Here is an 18692-nt window from a genome sequence, read left to right on the forward strand (position 1 = left end):
CCCTTCTCTCCCCCCCCCCCCCCCCCCCCCCCCCCCCCCCCCCCCCCCCCCCCCCCCCCCCCCCCCCCCCCCCCCCCGCGCCGGGTCTCCGGCTGAGGCTACTGGGGGGACCAGCGCTGTGAGGCGTTGCCGTTGCAGGAGCTGGTGACCAGGCCGCTGCTCATGCCCAGGTCGAGGCAGCCGCCGTTCCAGTCGTTGCGCAGGGTGCCGCCCGAGCCCGTGCGCCAGGTCCGGGCGAGGTCCTGGTCGCAGTCGCCCACGAAGACGGCCTGGCCGAGCATGTTGCCGTACAGGCAGCCGCCTGACTGCCGGTTGACCAGCTTGAAGCCGCCGTCGCCCAGGCTCTGCACCGTCCAGCGGGCCGTGGGGTCCGAGCAGCTCCCGTAGTCGGCGGCGCCGAACACCTGGGTGATGCACTGGCCGTTGTCGCCGTTGCCGTAGCGGTGGGTGCCGGAGGCCGGGGGCGGGGTGGGCTTCGGCGGGGTGCCCCCGCCACCGGGCGTGCCGGTGGAGCCGCCCGGGCCGTTCGGGGGGCCGGCCGTGGGAGCCGTACCCGTGCCGGGGACCGTGCCCGGGCCCGTGCCGGTGTTCGCGGCGGGCGGGGCCGGCTGCGCTCCCGGCCCCTGGCCCGGGGGCTGCTGCCCCGGCGACGCCGAGGCCGGTCCGGACGGGCTGCCGCCCGGCGCGGACGGCTGCGGGCCGGACGGGACGGACGACGGGGCCGGGCCCGGGGCCTGGGCCGCGCCGGGAGCCGGGGAGGACCCGGAGGGCTGCGCTCCCGCCTGGGACGGCGCGGTCACGTGCGGGAGGTACTGGACGGCGATGGTGGTACCGCCGGCGACCACGACGACCGGGAGCACGGCGAGCAGGACCCGGGTCCGGCGGCGCCGCTCGGGCCGCACGGCCGGTGCACCGGCCGGCGTCTGCGCCTCCGGGGCGGGCTTCCCGCCGCCCAGCGGGAGCGTCGGTACGTCGAGCTCCTGCACGTCCGCCGCGAACGCGGCCCGCTCGGCCAGCCGGTCGGCGACCGCCCCGGGCCACAGCGGTGCCTCGAACGGCCCGTGTCCCGAGGCCCTTTCGAGCAGCTCGGCGGCGGTCGGCCGGTCCTCGGGGTCCTTGGCGAGGCAGGCGGCGACGACCTCCGCGAGGCCGGCGTCGAGCTCCCGCAACGGCTCCAGGCCGGGATCCTCGTGGACGATGCGGTAGAGCACCCCGTGGCCGGACTCCTCGCCGAACGGCGGCCGGCCGCAGGCCGCGTACGCCAGCACCGAACCCAGCGCGAACACATCGGTGGCGCCGCTCAACGCCTTGGCCCCCGAGGCCTGTTCGGGGGCCATGTACGCGGGGGTGCCCACGACCATCCCGGTCCGGGTCAGCTGGCTCTGCTCGGCGGCCCGGGCGACCCCGAAGTCGATGAGGGTGAGGCCGTCGGGGGTCAGCATGACGTTGGACGGCTTCAGGTCCCGGTGCACCATGTCCAGCGCGTGCACCGCCGCCAGACCCTGCGCGGCCTCCCGCAGCAGCAGCCACAGCGCCCGCGCGGGCAGCGGCCCGCCGTGCAGGGCGAGGGCCTCGCGCAGGGTGAGCCCGGGTATGTAGGCCGTGGCGAACCACGGGGGGTTCGCGGTGCGGTCGCTGTCGAGCAGCGGGGCGGTGGCCTTCTCCGGGAGCCGGGCGAGGTTGTCGAGCTCGTGCCCGAAGCGGCGCCGGAAGTCCTCGTCCTCGCCGACGACCGAGGCGAGGAGCTGCTTGACGGCGACGTACCGCCCGTCCAGGACCCCCAGGTACACCCGCCCCATCCCGCCGGCGCCCAGCCGGCCCGCCAGTGCGGCGCGCCCGATCAGCCGCGGGTCGTCCGCCTCCAGCGGCTCGGCCCCGCTTCCCCTCAGCTCTAACACGTCAGCCCCGTCAGAATTGGAATGAGTTTCTAGAAACCTACCGGACGGGGCCCGATACTTCAGTAGCGATCCCCGACGATTCCAAGCCCCTTGGGCGCGACCACCCGGACTTCCCGCTTCCGGAGCCCGTCGACCTGGCCGAGGCCCGCGGGCGCGGTCCGGCGGCCCCGTCGAGGCGGCCCGTGCCGTCCCCGGGCTGCGGCGGCTCACCTCCGGCCCCGGCGACCGCACGGCGGCCCGGTGGCCGCCGCGGGCAGCACGACGCCCGGGCCGGCCGGCCCGGGCGTCGTGATCAGACCGCTGTGGCCGCTCAGGCCAGGTCGAACCGGTCCAGGTCCATGACCTTGCTCCACGCGGCGGCGAAGTCCTCCACGAACTTGCGCGCGGCGTCGTCGCTCGCGTACACCTCGGCCACCGCCCGCAGCTCGGAGTTCGAGCCGAAGACGAGGTCGGCCCGGGTGCCGGTCCACTTGAGGGCGCCCGTCGCGGCGTCGCGGCCCTCGAAGGTGTTCTGGTCCGCGGAGGCGGGCTTCCACGTCGTGCCCAGGTCGAGCAGGTTGACGAAGAAGTCGTTGGTCAGCGTGCCGGGGGCGTCGGTGAACACGCCCAGCTTGGACTGCTGGTGGTTCGCGCCCAGGACGCGCAGGCCGCCGACGAGGACGGTCAGTTCGGGGGCGGACAGGTTCAGCAGGTTCGCCCGGTCGACCAGCAGGTACTCGGCCGGCAGGCGGTTGCCCTTGCCGAGGTAGTTGCGGAAGCCGTCGGCGGCGGGCTCCAGCGCCGCGAAGGACTCGACGTCGGTCTGCTCCTGGGAGGCGTCCACGCGGCCCGGGGTGAAGGACACCTCGACCTCGTGGCCCGCGTCCTTGGCGGCCTGCTCGACGGCGGCGGTGCCGGCGAGGACGACCAGGTCGGCGAGGGAGACCCGCTTGCCGCCGGTCTGGGCGGAGTTGAAGGACTCCTGGACGCCCTCCAGGACCCGCAGCACCGCGGCGAGCTGGTCGGGCTCGTTGACCTCCCAGCCGGCCTGCGGCTGGAGGCGGACGCGGGCGCCGTTGGCGCCGCCGCGCTTGTCGCTGCCGCGGAAGGACGAGGCCGCCGCCCAGGCCACGGAGACCAGCTGGGACACCGTCAGGTCCGAGCCGAGGATCCGCTCCTTGAGGGCGGCGATGTCCGCGGCGTCGATCACCTCGTGGTCGAGGGCCGGCAGCGGGTCCTGCCACAGCAGGGTCTCGGACGGGACCTCGGGGCCGAGGTAGCGCACGACGGGACCCAGGTCGCGGTGGGTCAGCTTGAACCAGGCGCGGGCGAAGGCGTCCGCGAACTGGCCGGGGTTCTCCAGGAACCGGCGCGAGATCTGCTCGTAGGCCGGGTCGAAGCGCAGCGACAGGTCCGTCGTCAGCATCGTCGGCGCGTGGCTCTTGGACGGGTCGTGGGCGTCGGGGATGGTGCCGGCGCCCGCGCCGTCCTTGGCGACCCACTGCTGTGCGCCGGCCGGGCTGGTGGTCAGCTCGTACTCGTAGCCGAAGAGGTTCTCGAAGAAGTTGTTGCTCCACCGGGTCGGCGTCGTGGTCCAGGTGACTTCGAGGCCGCTGGTGATGGTGTCGGCGCCCTTGCCGGAGCCGTACGTGCTCTGCCAGCCGAAGCCCTGGGCCTCCAGGGGGGCGGCCTCGGGGTCGGCGCCCACGTGGTCGGCGGGGCCGGCGCCGTGCGTCTTGCCGAAGGTGTGGCCGCCGGCTATCAGCGCGACCGTCTCCTCGTCGTTCATCGCCATCCGGCGGAACGTCTCGCGGATGTCGCGGGCCGCGGCGAGCGGGTCCGGGTTCCCGTTCGGGCCCTCGGGGTTGACGTAGATCAGGCCCATCTGGACGGCGCCGAGCGGGCCTTCGAGCTCGCGGTCGCCGGTGTAGCGCTGGTCGTCCAGCCAGGTGGTCTCCGGGCCCCAGTAGACGTCCTCGTCGGGCTCCCACACGTCGGCGCGGCCGCCGGCGAAGCCGAAGGTCTCGAAGCCCATCGACTCGAGGGCGACGTTGCCCGCGAGGATGAGGAGGTCGGCCCAGGACAGGCTCTGCCCGTACTTCTTCTTCACGGGCCACAGCAGCCGGCGGGCCTTGTCGAGGTTGGCGTTGTCCGGCCAGCTGTTGAGCGGGGCGAAGCGCTGCTGGCCGGCGCCGGCGCCGCCGCGGCCGTCGCTGATCCGGTAGGTGCCGGCGCTGTGCCAGGCCATCCGGATCATGAACGGGCCGTAGTGGCCGAAGTCGGCCGGCCACCAGTCCTGCGAGGTGGTCAGGGTCTCCTCGATGTCCCGCTTCACGGCCGGCAGGTCGAGGGTCTTGAACGCCTCGGCGTAGTCGAACCCCTCGCCGAGCGGGTTGGCCACGGCGGGGTTCTTGGCGAGGATCTTCAGATTGAGGCGCTCGGGCCACCACTGGCGGTTTCCGCCGCCCTGGGTGGGATGGGGGGCGCGCTCGTGCGCGACCGGGCAGCCGCCCGCACCCCGCGCTTCGGCGTCGGCGACGACTGCGTCATGGTTCTCAGACATGCAAATCCTTCCGGACCAGGCGGATCACGCTGTTCAGGAACGGTCTTCTCAACCCTTGGCTATCAACGCGTCAGATCCTACGATTGACTCAGTCCAAGTCAAGAAGCAGACCAAGCCCGGATCCCATTGGTTCCAGGAGGGCCTTCGGGGCCCCGGGCGGCCCGTCGAACCTGAGAGGGTGAGCCGACATGAGCGACCTGCTGGAACGGCTGCGCAGGCGCGGCTGGCGGATGACGTCCCAGAGGCGCGTCGTCGCGGAGGTCCTGGACGGCGACCACGTGCACCTCACCGCCGACGAGGTGCACGCCCGGGCCGTGGACCGGCTGCCCGAGATCTCCCGGGCCACCGTATACAACGCCCTGGGCGAGCTGGTCGCGCTCGGGGAGGTGGCGGAGGTCTCCACCGACGGGCGGGCGAAGCGCTACGACCCCAACGCGCACCACCCGCACCACCACCTCGTCTGCTCCGGCTGCGGCCTCATCCGTGACGTCCGCCCCGCCGGGAACCCGCTGGCGGACCTCCCGGCGGGCGAGCGCTTCGGCTTCTCGGTGTCCGGGGCCGAGATCACCTACCGGGGGCTGTGCCCGTCCTGCGCCGGCTGACGCCCCGCCCGGCCCGGCCCGGAGATCCACCGGACCTCCACCGGGCCTCCACCGGGCCTCCGGCGGGCCTCCGGCGGGCTTTCAGCGGTAGGCGGCGAACGCCTTCGTGAAGGCCAGCGGCTCCTGGAGGACGGAGCTGCAGGTGGCGTCGGCGTGGCCCAGGGCGCCCGCCGCGCACTGGCGGTCGCGCGCCGACGACCACATCGCCAGCCGCCCGATCCCCTTCGCCTGGGCGAAGCGCACGAGCTCCGTCGCGTCCGCCACGCCGAAGACCTCGCTCGCCACGTCGTTGACCCCGATCATCGGGGTGACCGCCACCGCCTTCCAGGCCGCCGCGTCCGAGAGCCCGAGCACGCCCTTGAGCTGGGCCTGCGTCGCCGTCGCCGCCTGGACCGCGTACTGGCCCATGTCCCCGGAGTACGCCGGCCCGTAGTCCATCGCCATGATGTTCACGGCGCCGATCCGTACGCCGTTCTTCGCGGCGTCCGCCAGCAGGGCCACGCCCGGCTGGGTCAGCCCCTCCGGCATCACCGGCAGGGTGAACGCCACGTCGAGGCCCGGGTGGGACTTCTGCAGCCGGGCTATCGCCTGTGCGCGGCGGGTGTTGGCGGCGGTGTCCGGCAGGGCGGCGCCCTCGATGTCGAAGTCGACCTTGGTGAGCCGGTACGCGTCGACCACCTTCCCGTACGCGGCGGCCAGTTCGTCGACGGTGGCGCAGTTCAGGGCCAGCTCGCGCCCGGCGGCGCCGCCGAACGACACCCGCACGTCGCCGCCCCCCTTGCGCAGCCCACCGATCTGGGCCGCGACCTTGTCGTCCGCGAGCTGTGTGACCCCGCCCCACAGGGGCGAGCAGCCGCCGCCGGCGGTGACGAAGGCGAGGTGGAACTCCTTGACGCCGGTCCTGGCCGCGGTGTCGAGGAGGTCGTACGCGGGGTACAGCGAGGTGTCCACGTACGGAGCGAACCGCGCGCCGCCGGAGGGGGCGCCGGTCGGCGCGGCCGTCGGCGTGGGGGAGGGCGGGACCACCGCAGTCGCGGTGGCGGTCGCGGTGGCCGTCGGGGCGGTGGTGGGCGCCGCGGTCGGCGCGGTCGTCGGCCGGCCGCTCGGCAGCGGCGTGGCACCCTGGTCCACCGAGCACTTCACGGCGTTGATCAGGCAGCGGGTGGGGTCGCCCGGCGTCCCCGCGCCCGTGCCGCTCCCCACGAACCCGACGGTGACGGACGCGCCCGGCGCCAGCACCCCGTTCCAGGCGGCGGGCTTCACCGTGACGCGCTGCCCGTCCACCGTGTGGGTCCCGTTCCACAGCGAGCCGACCCGCACCCCCGCCGGCAGGTCGAACTGGAGCGTCCAGCCGGCCAGTTCCCGGCCGGTGCCGTTGGTGATCACGTACTGGGCGGTGTAACCACCGCTCCAGGAGCTGGACTTGGTGTACACGGCGCCGACGGACGTGGCCTGGGCCGTGCCGGTGAACGCGAAGGCCGCGCCGCCCAGCACCGCCGCCACCACGACCGCCCCCGCGGCCTTCGCCCTGCCGCTCGCCCTGCGCCGGTGCCCGCCCGTGCTGCTGCCCATGGAGTGCCTGCCTTCGTATGACCGGGGAGTTGGGTACGGGGCAGCACGCTAGCCGCCCGGAAACGGACATTCGTTCGCTTCGGGGCGTCATCGGCGAACCTTAGGTTCCGCTTAAGGCGGCGGAAAGGACGGCCTCAGGAAAGGGACCGTCACCCGGCCGGAGTACCGGCGCGCCCTTCGGCACGCGAAGCCGCGTACCCCCCCGGAGAGCCTCTTTGACCTGGGCTTCCCGGGTGCGCTACTCCACTGGTCAACTCGCGGGTCCCGGTTGGGGACCCGGGGGACGCGTTGGCTCTCGGGAGGCCCAGGCCATGACCAGCAGGCGTTTGCGCAACAGGCTGCTGACCGGGGCGACCACGACGGCCATACTCCTCACCCTGGTCCCGGCGATGGCCGCCGCCGCGCGGCCCGGCGCCGAGGGACCCGCGGATCCCACCGTGCGCCGCGACCCGGCCACGGGGCACGCCCGGATGGTCTTCACGTCGGGCGGATACCTCACCGAACCCGCCGCCACGCCGCCCGAGGAGGTGGCACTCGGCTACGTACGCGAACACCGCGAGCTCTTCGGCCTGTCGGAGGGACAGGTCGAGCAGCTCGTCATCTCCTCCTCCTACCCGACGAGGCACAACGGCGCGCGCCAGGTGACCATCGGCCAGAGCATCGACGGCATGCGCGTCCACGGAGGCCTGCTCACCGCGACCGTCGACAAGCGCGGCCGCCTGGTGATCATCGGCGGGGCCGCGGCGACCGGTGAACCGGCCGGCAGCGTCGAACTGACCGCGCAGGACGCCCTGGACGCGGCGGCCGACGCCCAGGGCGTACGCGTCCGGCGCGAGCTGAAGGGCTCCGACAACAGGGACAAGGGCAGGCAGAAGTTCGCGAACCTCTACGCCCAGAAGCTGAAGAAGCCCAACGACGTCACCGCCGAACTGGTCTGGTACCCGAGCGGGTCCGGCCGCGAGCTGCACCCGGCCTGGCTCACCGACATCGAGGCCTCCGGCACCTCCTGGTACCAGACGCTGGTGGACGCCGAGGACGGCGACATCCTCAGCCGGGAGAGCCGTTACCACCACGACGCCGAGGGCCGGGTGTTCACCGCGCAGCACCCGGACGTCGCGGGCGCCGCCCGTACGGTCACCGCTTTCACGGGGCAGGACGGCTCCTGGGTGGCCGGCCGGCTGACCCAGGGCAACAACGTCAACGCCTACCGGGACGAGGACGGGGACAACGCCGTCCCCGACACCGGAAACGACGCCCGGCGGCCGCAGTCGCCGCCCGGCGGCGACCCGGCCCACCAGCACTTCGACTACGCGTTCGGCGACGTCTGGCGCACCAACGCCGCCGCCACCCAGGCCAACCTCGACGCCGACGTCGACCCCGTCATCACGCAGCTCTTCTACTACAGCAACGTGATGCACGACTACCTCTACGGCCTGGGCTTCGACGAGGCCTCCCGCAACTTCCAGGCCTCCAACTTCGGCCGCGGCGGCGCGCAGGGCGACGCGGTGCTCGCCGAGGCACAGGACGGCTGGGACTTCGGCTGCGAGGACGACGCCACACCGCCGAACCGGATCCGCTGCCTGAACAACGCCAACTTCGGCACGCCCCCGGACGGCGCGAGCCCGCGCATGCAGATGTTCGTGTGGCAGCCCGGCTACCCGTGGCGCGACGGCTCGCTCGACGGCGACGTCATCGCCCACGAATACGGCCACGGCGTCTCCAACCGCCTGGTCGGCGGCGGCAACCTCGGCGGCGGCCCGCAGACCGGAGCGCTCGGCGAGGGCTGGAGCGACACGATCTCCTTCCTCAAGTGGGGCGACGCGATCGTCGGCGAGTACGTCACCGGCAACACCCGCACCGGCATCCGCTCGCAGGCCTACGACACCTCAACCGAGGGCTGGGGCAGCTTCAACCCGGCGCGCGGCGTGCACCGCAACGGCGAGGTCTGGGCCGCCACCGTCTACGACATCCGCGAGGCCAAGGGCATCGCCTACACCCAGCAGATCGTCATCGACGGCATGAAGAACACCGTCCACCGGCCGAGCTACCTCGACGCCCGCGACGGCATCATGGCCGCCGACATGACCAACACCGGCGGCGCCGACCAGTGCCTGCTGTGGCGGGTCTTCGCGGGCCGCGGCATGGGGGCGAACGCCGCCTCCAGCACCGACCAGAGGACCGTCACCGCGAACAGCGCCGTCCCGGCCGCCTGCCTGCCCACCGCCGACGCCGGCGGACCGTACACCACGGACGAGGGCACCGACGTCACGCTCGACGCCTCCGCCTCGGCGAGGGGGACCGCCCCGTCGGCCGGCGCCCCGACGGCGTACGCGTGGGACCTCGACAGCGACGGGAAGTACGACGACGCCACCGGAGTGAGCGTCCCCTTCAGCCGGGTCGGCCGCGACGGGGTCTTCACCGTCGGCCTGAAGGTCACCGACGGCGCGGGCAACACCGGCACCGGCTCCACGACGGTCACCGTCAGGAACGTCGAACCGTCGGTCGTCCTCCAGGCCGTCCCCCCGGCCGCCGAGAACGCCCGGATCACCCTGACCGGGAAGATCACCGACCCGGGCCGGCTCGACCCGCTCACCGCCACCGTCGACTGGGGTGACGGCAACGGTCCCCAGCCCCTGGACGGCACGCTGGAGAACACCCGCCCCGACGCGACGCTGACCCTCACGCCCCCGCACACGTACGGGGACGACGGCACCTTCGGCATCGAGGTGTGCGGCATCGACGACGACACCCGCAGCTGCGCCGTCACCGACGTGGTGATCGGCAACACCGCCCCGACCGCCGTCATCGCCCCCGACGGCCAGACCACGTACAACGGCCAGAAGGCCTACGTCGCCCACGCCGGCGTCCCGGTCGAGGTCACCGGCTCCTCGGCCGACCCCGGCAGCGACGACCTGACCCTGACCTGGAACTGGGGAGACGGCTCCTCGGACGACCCGGTCTCCCTGGTGAACCCCCCGGCCACCGACCCGGACCCGAGCCCCTCGGTCCAGCCGCGCGCCCTGACGGCGAAGAAGTCGCACGCGTACGCGGCCGCGTGCCTGTCCACCCTCACCCTCACCAGCCGGGACGACGACGGCGGCAGCGCCTCCGACACCGCCGCGGTCATCACCACCGGCAACACCGGGCAGGCCCACAACCAGGCGTACTGGATGAAGCAGTACGACGGCCGGGCACCCGACGACTTCACCCCGGCCCAGCAGCAGTGCCTGCTGGACGTGGCCTCGTTCATGAGCACGGTCCACGGCCCGCTGACCCGCACCAAGGCGTACGCGGTCCTCGCCAACGGCTCGCCCGAGCCCAGGAAGCTGCTGTCCCAGCAACTGCTGGCGGCCTGGCTGAACTTCGCCAACGGGTCGTACGACCTGACCACCCGGGTGGACACCGACGGCGACTGGCTTCCGGACTCGGCCTTCGGGGCGGCCGTCGCCGCGGCCGAGGCCGTCTACAACAACCCGGCGGCCACCCGGCTCCAGCTGCAGAAGCAGGTGGACACCCTGCAGCGGTTCAACGTCCGTGACGGCGGTTGACCGCCGCCTGGCCTGCCTCGCCGCCCTCGCACTCTTCACCGGGTGCGGGAGCGGCGGGCCGGAGGCCGCGCGGACGGGAACTCCCGTGACGGGCACGGGCGCCACCCCCGACTCACCCGCTCCGGCCCGCGGCCGGGTGCTCGGCCCGGCGGACGACGGGTTCACCGGACGGCTCGCCGTCGGCGAGACGGCCCTGCTGCGGCTGCCCGGGCGGGAAGAGCGGCAGCCGGTCCTCAGCGGCGGATCCGTGCTGCTGATCCCGGTCGAGAACCTGGCGCGCTCCGGCCACCGGGACTGGGAGATCCGGGCCGTGCGCCCGGGCACCAGCCGGATCTCCGTGCCCCGGCCGGACCGGCCGCCCGCCGCCCTGACCCTCGTGGTCGCCTGAGGGAGCGGACGGGCACGCGCGGAACGCGGCACGGCGGATCCTGCGCCGTGCCGCGTCCCGTCTCACCCGCCGGTGGTGAAGCCGGCCCGTCAGGCGGCGGTCCAGCCCCCGTCCATCGGCACCGAGGTGCCGGTGACATGGCCCGTGTGCGGGCCGCAGAGCCACAGGGCGACCGCCGCCACCTCCTCGGGCTCGATCAGCCGCTTGATCGCGGAACCCCGCAGCAGCACCTCGGCGACCACCCGGGAGGCGGGGATGCCGTGCGCCTCGGCCTGGGCGGCGATCTGCCGCTCCACCAGCGGGGTGCGCACGTAGCCGGGGCTCACGCAGTTGCTCGTCACCCCGTGCGGGGCGCCCTCCAGGGCGGTGACCTTGCTGAGCCCCTCCAGCGCGTGCTTGGCGGTCACGTACCCGGATTTGAAGGCGCTCGCCCGCAGCCCGTGGACGCTGGAGATGTTGACCACCCGCCCCCAGCCGCGCCCGTACATGTACGGCAGGGTCCGCCGCAGCAGCAGGAACGGGGCGGTGACCATGACCCTCTGGATCAGTTCGAACCGCTCGGGCGGGAAGTCCTCGATGGCCGCCACGTGCTGCAGCCCGGCGTTGTTGACGAGGACGTCGGCCTCGGCGGGCAGCCGGCCGATCGCGTCCGGGTCGGCGAGGTCGGCGGTGTGGGCCCGCCCGCCGACGAGCTCCGCCACCGCCCCGGCGGCCCGCGCGTCCACGTCCACGACGTGTACGAAGGCCCCCGCGCCGGCGAGCGCCACCGCGCAGGCCCGCCCGATGCCGCTGCCGCCGCCGGTCACCAGGGCCACGCGTCCCGCCAGGACGGACGCCGTTCCACCGGATGAGGTGCTGATCTCGCTGGTCATGCCCCGAAGGTTAGGGACGTGCGCCACCCCGTGCCGATGTGCGCCGCCGCCACACTCGGTGGCCGCGCCGTGGCGGCGGGCACCACTACGGGCCGGCCCGGGGCGCGGTTCGCGCACCCCGGGCCGCACCTCCTACTGGTGGGGGCGCCAGTTCGGCAGGCCGGCCGACGAAGGACGCCAGGCCATCACCTGTGCCAGGTGGCGCAGGATCTCCTCCGCCTCCCGTCGGACCTGACCGGGTACGTCGCCGCGCTCGCGTACGAGCTGGGCGTAGATCGGCGCATCACTGCTGGTGCTGCTCACTTAGGATTCACTCCCCTGAAGCCGGCACCGCGGGCCGGGCGGCACAAGTGTAGGCGGCGGCCTGGCGGCAGCCGAACAGAGGTCGGTACGGGCGGAGATGGGCGCTCACGAGCACTGGGTCCCGTCCGCCGGAGCGGTGCCGTCGACGAGGAACGCGTCGACGGCCTTGGTGGCGCAGGAGTTCTTCCCGTAGGAGCCGTGCCCCTCACCCTTCACGGTGAGGTTGACGCCGACGCCCCGCCCGAGCGAGTCCGCCATGCGCTTCGCACCCTCGACGGGGGTGGCCGGGTCGCCCGTGTTGCCGATCACCACGATCGGGGCCGCGCCCTCGGCGGAGACCTGCGGCTTGTCGCTGGTACCGCGGACCGGCCACTGCGAGCAGCCGAGCAGCCCCTCCACCATCTCCGGCCCGAACACCGGGGAGGCCGCGCGGAAGGCGGGCTCCTGCGCCGTCTTCTCCTCGACGGTGTACCGGCGGCTGGTGTCGACGCAGTTGACCGCCGCCTGGGCCGCGTTCGAGTTGCTGTAGCGCCCGTCCTCGCCGCGCCCGCTGTAGGAGTCCGCGAGCAGCAGCAGGAGGTTGCCCGTGCCGAGCTGGCGCAGCTCGCCGAGCCCCTGGACGAGGTACTCCCAGGCCTCCTTGTCGTAGAGGCTGGCGGCGATGCCGGTGAGCGCGAGGTCGGAGGTCAGCTTGCGGCCGCTGTCCGTGGCGGCGGGCTTCGCCTTCAGCTTCTCCAGCAGCTCGACGATCCGCTTGTTGCCCTCGGTGTCGCTCGGGCCGGTCGGACAGTTGGCGGTGTACTTGTCACGGCAGTACTTCATGGCGTGCTCCAGCGCCAGCTGGAAGCCCTTGGCCTGGCCGAGGCTGACCTGGGCCTCGTCGGCGGTGGGGTCGACGACGGCGTCGAACACGGTGCGGCCGACGTTCTTCGGGAACAGGTGGGCGTAGACGCCGCCCAGCTGGGTGCCGTACGAGATGCCGAAGTAGTTCAGCTTCTGGTCGCCGAGGACCTGGCGCATCAGGTCCATGTCGCGGGCCGTGTCGGCCGTCCCGACGTGGGGGAGCAGCCTCGCGGACTTCTGCTTGCAGGCGTCGGTGAACTTCTTGATGTCGTCGAGGGTGTTGCCGGAGCCGGGGTCCTCGTCGAGCGTCTTGTCGTCCAGGCAGAGGACCGGGGCGCTGTTGCCCACGCCGCGCGGGTCGAAGCTGACCAGGTCGTAGACCGCGCCGAGCTTCTTGTACTCGTCCGCCGCCTGCGGGAGCGTCTGGACGCCGGAGGCCCCGGGGCCGCCGAAGTTGTAGACCAGGGAGCCGAGGCGCTTGCCGGCGTCGGTGGCCTTCTTGCGGATCAGGGCCACGTCGATCGTCTCGCCGGCCGGCTTGGCGTAGTCGAGCGGTGCCTTCATGCTTGCGCACTCCCAGGCCGCGCCCGGGGCCTTGCCGCCGCCCTGGGCCGCCGACGGCGCCGGGCAGCTCCGCCACTGGGGCTTCTGCCCGGTCAGGGCGGCGGGCAGCGCGGGCAGCGGGGCGGGCGCCGTGGCGGTGGCCGACCCCGAGGGCTTCGCCTGCGCCGGAGCCTTCGCGTCGCTGCCGCAGGCCGCCAGGGCGGGGACCGCCAGCAAGGAGGCGGCGGCCAGGACCGCTGCCCGGACGGGGCGGCGTATGAGGTGGGGCATGCGTGGGCTCCTGCGCGGTTCGGAGGGCATGGGTAAACGAAGGACAAAGTGTAGGGGTGGATTCCGGCCGGTCCTCCCCGGGGGCCGCCCGCTATCCGGCGGGCGCCGCGCCGCCCGCCTCGCGGGCCCGGTACCGGCCCGGAGTCGTACCGAACTCGCGGCTGAAGGCGTGCGACAGGGCGTACGGCGTGCCGTAGCCGACCCGGCGCGCCACCGCGGCCAGCGGATCCTCGGTGCTGCGCAGGAGGGCGGCGGCGAGGTTCAGCCGCCACCAGGTGAGGTACGCCATCGGAGGCCGCCCCACCAGGGCCGTGAACCGCCGCGCCAGCGTGGGGCGGGACACGCCCGCCTCGGCTGCCAGCCGCTCGTTGGTCCACGGGGCGGCCGGGTCGGCGTGCAGCGCCCGCAGCGCGGCGGCCGCCACCGGGTCCCCCAGCACGGCCGGCCAGCTGCCCGCAGTGCCCTCCGCCGTCAGCCAGGAGCGGATCATGTAGACGAGGAGCAGGTCGAGCAGGCTGGGCACCGCGACACCGGCCCCCGGCCGCTGCCCGCCCAGCTCGCGGCCCAGCAGATCGATCGCGGAGCGCAGCTCGGGGTGGCTGCCCACCCGGTTCGGCAGGTGGACCACCGGCGGCAGCTCCGCCATCAGCGGATGCGCCCGGCTGCGGTCGAGCCGGTACTTGCCGCACAGCATCTCCACCGTGCCGGCGCCGCCGCCCCGCGGCCCGGACCGCTGCCACGCCGCCCTGACCGACTCGAACGGCACCGCCCGCGCCACGGCCCGCGCGTCGGCGGGGGCGTCGGCGATCACGTGGCCCGTACCGTGCGGAAGCAGCACCGCGTCACCCGCGCCCAGCGACACGGGCGGGCCGCCGTCGGGCAGCAGCCAGCAGGCGCCCTCCAGGACGACGTGGAAGCCGGCGCCGTCGTACGGGGCGAACCGCGCGCACCAGCTGCCGTCCACCCGCATCCGGTCGGACGAGGGCCTGCCGACCCGTACGGCCGAGATCGCGTCGCTCACCACATCCACCGCGCCAGCCTATCCGGGGGGCTCGGGGTGAGCCGCTCGCGTATTCCGAAGAGCGTCCGGAGCATTGAGCCGCTCACCGGGGTCTTCGTACAGTGATGATCATGGAGAACGCGAACGGGAACAGCATGGTGCTCGGCGACGTCGAGGTCATCCGGGTGATCGAGTGGCAGGGGCCCTTCGGCCCCGTGACGGACCTGGTCCCCCAGGCGGGGGAGCGGATGTGGAAGGACAACGAGCACTGGCTGGCCCCCGACCACATGCGGGCGGAGGACGGCCGGGCGGTGATGGCCCTGCAGACCTGGGTGCTGCGCAGCGGCGGCACCACCGTCGTGGTCGACACCGGCGTGGGCAACGGGCGCGAGCGCCCCGGCGCCCCGCTGTTCCACCGGCGGGAGGGAGACTTCCTCGGAGCCATGGCCCGGGCCGGCGTCGACCCGCGGGACGTCGACTACGTCGTCAACACGCACCTGCACGCCGACCACGTCGGCTGGAACACCGTCGATGCCGCCGGGGAGTGGATACCCGCCTTCCCCAACGCCCGCTACCTCATCCCGGCCGCCGACGACCACCACTTCGGCCCGCGCGGCGGGTACGCCAAGGGGGCGCGGGAGGACGACCGGCTGATCTACGAGGACAGCGTCGCGCCCGTGCACCGGGCCGGACGGGCCGTGCTCTGGGAGGGTTCCCACCGCATCGACGAGCACCTCACCCTGGAGGCCGCCCCGGGCCACACCCCCGGCTCGTCGGTGCTGCGGCTGGCCTCCGGCACCGACCGGGCCGTCTTCGTCGGCGACCTCGTCCACAGCCCGGTCCAGATCCTCGCCCCCTCCTGCAACAGCTGCTTCTGCGCGGACCCCCGGCAGGCCGCGGCCACGCGCCGGCAGGTCCTCGGCCGGGCCGCGGAGCTGCGGGAGCTGGTGGTGCCCGCCCACTTCGGCGGAGGGGGCGCCGTCGAGGTCCGCCGGGAGGGAGAGGGCTTCGGCATCAGCCGGTGGGCGGGATCCGCTCCGGTCCGCTGACGGGCCCGGGCCCCGCGGCCGGGGCCTCCCGGCCGGGCGGAGCCGGATTGCGGGGTCGGATCATCCGACTGTTACGGTCCGGAGCATGCCCGAACTGGTCGCCCCCACTCCCCGCCTGCATTCCTCCTGGCTCTCCGCGCAGGAGGAATGGGGACCCGACGCCCACATGGACGGCGCCGGGCTCGGCTCCGCCGACGACATCACGACCCCGCAGGGCTTCGCCGACTGGACCGACAGGCTGCGCCGCCAGGCCGACCGCACGGCACCCGTCGAGCAGGGCCGGGTCCACGCCACCCACTGGTGGATCACCGAGGGCGACACCTACCTCGGCGCCATCGACCTGCGCCACTACCTGAACGCCTTCCTGCTCGACGCGGGCGGCCACATCGGCTACAGCGTCCGCCCCTCGGCACGCGGGCGCGGCCTGGCCACCTGGGCCCTGGGCGAGGCCCTGCACGAGGCGCGGCTGCTCGGCATGGACCGGGTCCTGCTCACCTGCGACCCCGGCAACGAGGCCTCCGCCCGCACCATCGAGCGGGGCGGCGGCGTCCTGGAAGACGTACGGGAGACCCTGGTCGGCCCCAAGCGCCGCTACTGGATCACGCTCTGACGGGAGAGCCCGGAGAGGTCCAGCGCGCGCAGCATGGCGGGCAGGTCCCAGCGGCCGCAGGAACAGCCGGCGGTCAGTTCCTCCAGCGCCCCGGGAGCGAGCTCGCGGCGCACCGCGGCGTCCAGCATCCCCGCCGCGGTCTCCATGCGGTCGGCGGCCGGGGCGCAGCGGCAGCCGTCCCAGACCCCGTCGAGCAGGCCCAGGAGCTTTGGGCGCTCCGTGAAACGGCTCATCCCGCAGTCCAGGCCGTCGTCGTCCAGATCCTCCGGGTAGGAAGCCCGGGCCCAGGAGCCGCCCTCGGACCAGTAGACGCAGCCGAGCTCCCAGCTGCCGACCAGGTCGCGCAGGGCCTCGTGCGGAAGCCAGTCCGGGGCGCCCGCCAGCATGTCCACGGCCGGCTCGTGCCATTTGACGGCGCTCGACTCGTCCTCGCCGTAGAGCGCGTACCGGCCCGCTCCCATCGGGGCGAAGGTCCACCAGGTGCAGCCGCAGTCGTCGAGGTGGAGCCCCTGCTCGTCGATCCAGTGCCCGGTGCGGTGGACGCCGCGGCCCTCCGCCTCGGTGGTGGCCTCCAGCACCGCGATCAGGGCCCAGTGCGACCACAGCACCTCGGCGGGCGGCAGGTCCCCGGGCAGGCCGGGGCGGTGGATGGTCATATCGGTGGAAACCCCCTGGACGTGACGGTCGTTCGCGGCCCGAGCCTAGCGAGCCGGTGCCGGACACCCCCTAGCGGGCCGGTGCCGGACGGCCGCCGCGGGCCGGAGCCCGCGGCGGCCCGCCCTCATCGGGCGTTGCGCTCCGGCAGGTCCACGTCGGCCGGGGCCGCCGCGAAGCCGCGGGCGCTCGCCTTCACCGGCTTCTTGCCGCAGAAGGCACCTTCGAGGGTGCCGCCCAGGGCGGTGTTCGCCGCGCCCTGGTTCGAGGTGTTCGCCATGGCCGTGAGGGTGCGGGAGCCGTCGCGGGTGGCGAAGGCGTAGGTGTAGAAGCCCTGCACGGTCCCCGTGTGCCCGTAGACCGACGTACCGCAGGACAGGTCGTAGCGGCGCAGGCCCAGCCCGTAGAAGCGGGTGTTGGTCGCGTCGGTGGGCGTCATCGTCAGCATCTGGTCCAGCTGGGCGGGCGCCACCAGCTTCCCGCTCACCAGCGCGGACATGAAGGTGCCGAGGTCCGCCGGGTTGGAGATCACCGCGCCGGCCGACTGGGCCCACGACACCGTCTGCTCGGTGGAGTCGACCAGCGGGGCGCCGGCCTCGTCCGGGGTGAGGTAGCCGTGCGTGTGCAGTCCCTTGATCCGCGCGTCGGGGTGCACGTACGAGGTGTTGCGCAGCTTCAGCGGCTTGATGATGCGGCGCTCGTACTCCTTGGCCACCGGCCGGCCCGTGGCCTTCTCGATGAGCATGCCGACGACCACGAAGTTGGTGTTCGAGTACTTGTACGCGACACCCGGCTCCGTCGTACGCGGCTCGGCCAGGGAGAGCTTCACCAGCTCGTCGTAGCCGAACACCTTGTTCCGTACGGCCTCGAAGCCGGGAACGGTCTTGTCGAACATGGCGTTCGTGTAGTCCGCCAGCCCGCTGCGGTGGTTCAGCAGGTGCCGCACGGTGATCCGGTCGTCGGGCAGCAGCCCGGGCAGGTAGCGGTTGACCGGCTGGTCCAGCTCGATCTTCTTCTCGTCCACGAGCTGGAGCAGCACGACCGTCGAGAACGTCTTGGTGACACTGCCGATCCGGAAGCGGGCCTGGGGGTCCATGGCCTGGCCCGTGCCCTTGTCGCGCACCCCCACCTTCTCGACCAGGGTGTTCTTCCCGTCGCCGATGCGGGCCAGCGCGCCGGGGGCCCCGGCGGCGGCCGTGTTGCGCAACGCCTGGGCCACGGCCTCCAGATCGGGCTCCGGCAGGGTGGCCGCGGCGGCCGTCCCGGCGGCCTGCGGGAAGGCGGCCGGCGCGGCCTGGGCGGCGGTGGCGGGCACCACGGCGGCGACCGTGGCCAGCAGTGCGGCGCTGACGGCCAGGCGGCGGTTCAAGGGCAGGGGCACGTTGTTCCTCTTACTCGGTCGGTGCGGTTCCCGGGACCAGGACGGGCCGCCTGCCGAACGGTGAGAGGGGCGGGCCGCCGGTCCGAGTCGATCAAGAGCTTACGCAAGATCACGCAAAGCCGGTCATCACGGTTCCCGCCGAGGTGACGTCACTGTGCGGGAGGGCAGGGCGTGTTGACGCCCCGTAGGATCGACGGGTGGCGACGACCTACGTGCTGGACGGCAAACGGATCCTCACCCTGGACGACTTCTGGCGGGTGATGGGGGAGGCCGTCAACGGCCCCGGCGGCTACTTCGGGAAGAACCTCGACGCCCTCAACGACTGCCTGCGCGGCGGCTTCGGCACACCGGAGGACGGTTCCTTCACGGTGGAGTGGCACGAACACGGGCGGTCCCGGCAGGCCCTGGGACACGCGGAGACCGCCCGCGTCCTGGAGGACCGGCTGCTCCGCTGCCACCCCACGAACCGGGAGCGGGTCGCCCAGGAGCTGGCCGCGGCACGGGACGGCCGCGGCCCGACGGTCTTCGACTGGCTGGTGGACGTCTTCGAGGGCCGGGCCCCCGGCGCCCTCGTGCTCCGCTAGGGGGTGTCCGGC

General features: G+C 73.7%; 15 protein-coding genes. 6 read left to right on the forward strand and 9 right to left on the reverse strand.

Going from position 1 to position 18692, the window contains the following annotated elements; all coding sequences use genetic code 11:
• Positions 1-98: 98 nt before the first annotated feature.
• The gene (locus tag ACZ7IF_RS06945) at positions 99-1898 is read right to left on the reverse strand and encodes a serine/threonine-protein kinase (RefSeq protein WP_470964261.1); all 1800 of its coding nucleotides are present in this window, start codon (positions 1896-1898) and stop codon (positions 99-101) included.
• Between the two features lie 310 nt (positions 1899-2208).
• A complete protein-coding gene (gene katG / locus ACZ7IF_RS06950) occupies positions 2209-4440 on the reverse strand; it encodes a catalase/peroxidase HPI (protein ID WP_470964264.1) in 2232 nt (743 codons plus the stop codon).
• A gap of 188 nt (positions 4441-4628) precedes the next feature.
• Here katG and ACZ7IF_RS06955 point away from each other — a divergent pair, with 188 nt between their 5' ends.
• Positions 4629-5042, forward strand: a complete 414-nt coding sequence (locus ACZ7IF_RS06955) for a Fur family transcriptional regulator (RefSeq protein ID WP_470964267.1) — start codon at positions 4629-4631, stop codon at positions 5040-5042.
• A gap of 81 nt (positions 5043-5123) precedes the next feature.
• Here the strand turns inward: ACZ7IF_RS06955 and ACZ7IF_RS06960 are convergent, their stop codons facing one another.
• On the reverse strand, positions 5124-6614 hold the full coding sequence (locus ACZ7IF_RS06960; protein WP_470964270.1) for a cellulose binding domain-containing protein: 1491 nt from the start codon (positions 6612-6614) through the stop codon (positions 5124-5126).
• 311 nt (positions 6615-6925) lie between these two features.
• Between ACZ7IF_RS06960 and ACZ7IF_RS06965 the strand changes: the two genes are divergently transcribed.
• Positions 6926-10162, forward strand: coding sequence for a M36 family metallopeptidase (locus tag ACZ7IF_RS06965; protein ID WP_470964273.1), 3237 nt, complete (start codon positions 6926-6928; stop codon positions 10160-10162).
• The gene (locus ACZ7IF_RS06970; RefSeq protein ID WP_470964276.1) at positions 10149-10550 is read left to right on the forward strand and encodes a hypothetical protein; all 402 of its coding nucleotides are present in this window, start codon (positions 10149-10151) and stop codon (positions 10548-10550) included. The genes ACZ7IF_RS06965 and ACZ7IF_RS06970 overlap by 14 nt, the downstream gene beginning before the upstream one ends.
• Positions 10551-10639: 89 nt before the next feature.
• Here ACZ7IF_RS06970 and ACZ7IF_RS06975 read toward each other — a convergent pair whose 3' ends face one another.
• The 4 genes from ACZ7IF_RS06975 to ACZ7IF_RS06990 form a co-directional block, all read right to left on the reverse strand.
• A complete protein-coding gene (locus tag ACZ7IF_RS06975) occupies positions 10640-11422 on the reverse strand; it encodes a 3-hydroxybutyrate dehydrogenase (RefSeq protein WP_470964279.1) in 783 nt (260 codons plus the stop codon).
• Between the two features lie 132 nt (positions 11423-11554).
• The gene (locus ACZ7IF_RS06980) at positions 11555-11725 is read right to left on the reverse strand and encodes a hypothetical protein (protein WP_007262051.1); all 171 of its coding nucleotides are present in this window, start codon (positions 11723-11725) and stop codon (positions 11555-11557) included.
• Positions 11726-11830: 105 nt separating this feature from the next.
• Positions 11831-13402: an alpha/beta hydrolase gene (locus tag ACZ7IF_RS06985; RefSeq protein WP_470964282.1), complete on the reverse strand. Its 1572-nt coding sequence runs from the start codon at positions 13400-13402 to the stop codon at positions 11831-11833.
• Between the two features lie 91 nt (positions 13403-13493).
• Positions 13494-14432 carry an AraC family transcriptional regulator gene (locus tag ACZ7IF_RS06990; RefSeq protein WP_470964285.1) on the reverse strand — a complete coding sequence of 313 codons (939 nt, stop codon included), beginning with the start codon at positions 14430-14432 and terminating at the stop codon, positions 13494-13496.
• A 101-nt stretch (positions 14433-14533) separates the two neighbouring features.
• Between ACZ7IF_RS06990 and ACZ7IF_RS06995 the strand changes: the two genes are divergently transcribed.
• Positions 14534-15451, forward strand: coding sequence for an MBL fold metallo-hydrolase (locus tag ACZ7IF_RS06995; protein ID WP_470964288.1), 918 nt, complete (start codon positions 14534-14536; stop codon positions 15449-15451).
• An 85-nt stretch (positions 15452-15536) separates the two neighbouring features.
• Positions 15537-16061 carry a GNAT family N-acetyltransferase gene (locus ACZ7IF_RS07000; protein WP_470964291.1) on the forward strand — a complete coding sequence of 175 codons (525 nt, stop codon included), beginning with the start codon at positions 15537-15539 and terminating at the stop codon, positions 16059-16061.
• Here ACZ7IF_RS07000 and ACZ7IF_RS07005 read toward each other — a convergent pair.
• Positions 16043-16717, reverse strand: a complete 675-nt coding sequence (locus ACZ7IF_RS07005) for a hypothetical protein (protein ID WP_470964294.1) — start codon at positions 16715-16717, stop codon at positions 16043-16045. The genes ACZ7IF_RS07000 and ACZ7IF_RS07005 overlap by 19 nt on opposite strands.
• A 125-nt stretch (positions 16718-16842) precedes the next feature.
• Entirely contained in the window at positions 16843-18096 is a 1254-nt protein-coding gene (locus ACZ7IF_RS07010) for a serine hydrolase domain-containing protein (protein ID WP_470964296.1), read from the reverse strand.
• 197 nt (positions 18097-18293) lie between these two features.
• Here ACZ7IF_RS07010 and ACZ7IF_RS07015 point away from each other — a divergent pair, with 197 nt between their 5' ends.
• Positions 18294-18680 (forward strand): barstar family protein, encoded by a 387-nt coding sequence (locus tag ACZ7IF_RS07015; protein ID WP_470964299.1) that lies wholly within the window; start codon positions 18294-18296, stop codon positions 18678-18680.
• Positions 18681-18692 lie beyond the last annotated feature (12 nt).

The organism is Streptomyces sp. NPDC037421 (genome assembly GCF_055602105.1).

Bases quoted from the DNA above. Each gene is read 5' to 3' on its own strand.
- ACZ7IF_RS06995 (WP_470964288.1), top strand. From the start codon at position 14,534: ATGGAGAACGCGAACGGGAACAGCATGGTGCTCGGCGACGTCGAGGTC.
- ACZ7IF_RS07005 (WP_470964294.1), bottom strand. From the start codon at position 16,717: ATGACCATCCACCGCCCCGGCCTGCCCGGGGACCTGCCGCCCGCCGAG.
- ACZ7IF_RS06965 (WP_470964273.1), top strand. From the start codon at position 6,926: ATGACCAGCAGGCGTTTGCGCAACAGGCTGCTGACCGGGGCGACCACG.
- katG (WP_470964264.1), bottom strand. From the start codon at position 4,440: ATGTCTGAGAACCATGACGCAGTCGTCGCCGACGCCGAAGCGCGGGGT.
- ACZ7IF_RS06960 (WP_470964270.1), bottom strand. From the start codon at position 6,614: ATGGGCAGCAGCACGGGCGGGCACCGGCGCAGGGCGAGCGGCAGGGCG.
- ACZ7IF_RS07000 (WP_470964291.1), top strand. From the start codon at position 15,537: ATGCCCGAACTGGTCGCCCCCACTCCCCGCCTGCATTCCTCCTGGCTC.
- ACZ7IF_RS06955 (WP_470964267.1), top strand. From the start codon at position 4,629: ATGAGCGACCTGCTGGAACGGCTGCGCAGGCGCGGCTGGCGGATGACG.
- ACZ7IF_RS06985 (WP_470964282.1), bottom strand. From the start codon at position 13,402: ATGCCCCACCTCATACGCCGCCCCGTCCGGGCAGCGGTCCTGGCCGCC.
- ACZ7IF_RS06975 (WP_470964279.1), bottom strand. From the start codon at position 11,422: ATGACCAGCGAGATCAGCACCTCATCCGGTGGAACGGCGTCCGTCCTG.